This window comes from Spirillospora sp. NPDC046719 (assembly GCF_040645715.1).
Taxonomy (GTDB): Bacteria; Actinomycetota; Actinomycetes; order Streptosporangiales; family Streptosporangiaceae; genus Spirillospora.
Genome location: NZ_JBEYYT010000327.1, coordinates 8,618 through 11,046 on the forward strand (window position 1 = coordinate 8,618; position 2,429 = coordinate 11,046).

The window sequence follows — 2,429 nt, forward strand, 5'->3', positions numbered from 1 at the left end:
CGGGGCGCCGCGGGCCCGGGGGCCCCCCCCCCCCCCCCCCCCTTCCGCTCTCCGTGCGGGCCCTTCCGGCCCCGGCGGGCCGTCCGGTGTCACTCCGGGTCGTGCAGGCTCATCTCGTAGACGACGGTCTCGCCGTCCAGCAGCGTCACCTTGTCGACCTCGCCGGCGCGCAGGCTCCGCCAGTTCTCGCCCAGCCAGCTCTCCGCGTCCGACTGGGTGGTGAAGGTCTCCTCGGACGTGCCGACCGTCCGGCCGTCGGCCTTCTCCAAACGCCAGTTCCACGCCATCGCGCTCGACCTCCCTCGTCGCGGGTGAGACTAGCCGTTCCGGTCAGGAGGCGGCCTCGATGGCGCGCCGCAGGGCGTCCGGCGTCTGGGTGTCGGACGAGGCGAGCAGCCGTCCGTTCACCCGGACGGACGGCGTCCCCTGGACGCCTGACGAGATGTACGACCGGCTGACCCGCCCGACGTCCGAGGCGTACCGCTGGCCGGTGACGCAGTTCTTGAAGTCGTCGCCCGTGAGCCCGAGGGGCGCGGCCCAGGCGAGCAGGTCGGAGGCCGCGTACCCCTCGGTGCTCTCGGACGGCTGGTGCGCGTAGAGGGCGTCCTGGTAGGACAGCCAGCGCGCGCCCTCGCGGACGCAGCGCAGCGCGGACGCGGCCCGCGTGGAGTTGCCGTGCTGCGGTTCGGTGCCCTCCCCGAAGATGACCATGGGGTGGAAGACGACCTTCGCCTCGCCCGCTACGGCCACCTGCTTGAGCATCGGGTCGTTGGTGCGGTCGAAGTTGCCGCAGGGCGGGCAGGAGAAGTCCTCGTAGATGTCGACGACCGGGGACGTGACGCCCGGCCTGGCCATGGTGAGGCTGCCGTCGGGGTTCGGGACCGCCTCCGCGCCGCCGGCTATCTGGCCGGCCTGGAAGCCCGTCCCGCCGGAGCCGCCGTCGGCGCGGTCCCCGCCGTCCTTGCCGTCGCCGCTGGTGAGCACGACGACGACGGCGACCGCGATGAGCACGAGCACGAGTCCGCCGCCGATCAGCGCGATCAGCAGGCCCGGGCCGCGGCGCGGCGGGGGCGGCGGGCCGGGCTGCCAGTGCGGCCCGCCGGGCGGGGGCACGGTGATCGGCGGCGCCGGCGGGGCGCCCGGCGGCATGGGCGCGGGGCCGTTCGGCGGCACGGGAGGGGGGCCGTAGGGCGGCTGCGGCCCCTGGTCCGGCCAGGGCGGGGTCGGGGGGTTGCCCACCGGGGGTCTCCTTCTGCCGGGAGGTCGTGATCCTTCCAGGTGAGCGTATCCAGGCGGGCCCGTAGAGTTTCGGACCGTTATGGACATCGAACTCCGCGGTATCGCCGCGCCGGGCGGCTGGCCCGGCGACGGGTGCCGCTGCGCGTCCTGCGGGCGGCTCCGGGCCGCCGGGGTGCGGCACGAACCGGTCACCGTGCTCCTCGACGGCGTCCCGGCCGAGGACCTCCCCCGGACGCGGGTCCCCGGCGGCCTCGACGTGCGGGCCCCAGGCGGCGGCCGGGTGCTGGTGGCGGCCGGGCCGGGTGCCCGGCCGGAGCCCGTGCCGGACGCGCGCTACGACGCCGTCCTGCTCGATCTGGCGGGCTCTCCCGAGCATCTCGGGTACCTGCGCCGCATCGGCGCGGTGACGGCCGACACGCGCGTCATGGCCGTCCACGTGGACCACCGGATGCCGTCGCCGGCGGAGCTGGAGCGGCGGATGGCGTTCTGGGTCCGGCCGCAGGACGGCCCATTCCGGACGCTTCTGCTCGGCGGGTCGCGGTCGGGCAAGTCCGCGGAGGCGGAGCTGCGGCTCGCGGGCTGCCCCGACGTCCTCTACGCGGCGACGGGCCCGGTCCGCGACGACGATCCGGAGTGGAGCGCGCGGGTCGAGGCGCACCGGGACCGCCGTCCCGCCTGGTGGCGGACGGCCGAGACGACCGACCTGGCGGGCGTGCTGGCGTCGGCGTCCGGGGCCGTCCTGGTGGACGGGATCGGGACGTGGCTGGCGGCGGCGATGGACGAGGCGGGCGCGTGGGACGACCCGCGGCGGGTGCTGCCGCGCCTGGACGCGCTGGTCGAGGCGTGGCGCGGCACCGCGGCCCGGGTGGTCGCGGTGTCCGACGAGGTCGGCCTGTCGCTGGTGCCCGCGACCCCGTCGGGGCGGGCGTTCCGCGACATGCTCGGGCTGGTCAACCAGCGGCTCGCCGCCGAGTCGGAGGAGGCGGCGCTGGTGGTGGCGGGCCGCGTCCTGGAGCTGCCGTGAGGGGCGCCGGGGCGGGGCCGCGGCTGGCGGTGACGCTGCTCACGGTCGTTCCGCTGCGGACGCCCGAGGTGAACCGGGCCACGGGGCGGGCGGCGATGCTGGCGGCGCCGCTCGTCGGGCTGCTCACCGGCGGCGCCGCCGCGCTGGTGCTGCTGCTGGGCGGCGC

At 76.9% G+C, this 2,429-nt stretch carries 4 protein-coding genes; 2 read left to right on the top strand and 2 right to left on the bottom strand.

The window, feature by feature from the left end; translation table 11 throughout:
- Positions 1 to 89: 89 nt before the first annotated feature.
- Both ABZ914_RS37280 and ABZ914_RS37285 read right to left on the bottom strand, forming a co-directional pair.
- The gene (locus ABZ914_RS37280) at positions 90 to 287 is read right to left on the bottom strand and encodes a hypothetical protein (RefSeq protein WP_500199072.1); all 198 of its coding nucleotides are present in this window, start codon (positions 285 to 287) and stop codon (positions 90 to 92) included.
- 43 nt (positions 288 to 330) lie between these two features.
- Complete coding sequence (locus ABZ914_RS37285; RefSeq protein ID WP_500199073.1) at positions 331 to 1,239, bottom strand: DsbA family protein; 909 nt, start codon at positions 1,237 to 1,239, stop codon at positions 331 to 333.
- 79 nt (positions 1,240 to 1,318) lie between these two features.
- On the opposite strand from ABZ914_RS37285, the gene ABZ914_RS37290 reads away from it, so the two are divergent.
- Both ABZ914_RS37290 and ABZ914_RS37295 read left to right on the top strand, forming a co-directional pair.
- The gene (locus tag ABZ914_RS37290) at positions 1,319 to 2,263 is read left to right on the top strand and encodes a bifunctional adenosylcobinamide kinase/adenosylcobinamide-phosphate guanylyltransferase (RefSeq protein WP_500199074.1); all 945 of its coding nucleotides are present in this window, start codon (positions 1,319 to 1,321) and stop codon (positions 2,261 to 2,263) included.
- 29 nt (positions 2,264 to 2,292) lie between these two features.
- Positions 2,293 to 2,429 (top strand): adenosylcobinamide-GDP ribazoletransferase (locus tag ABZ914_RS37295; protein WP_500199075.1); only part of this gene is annotated, 137 nt, incomplete at its 3' end.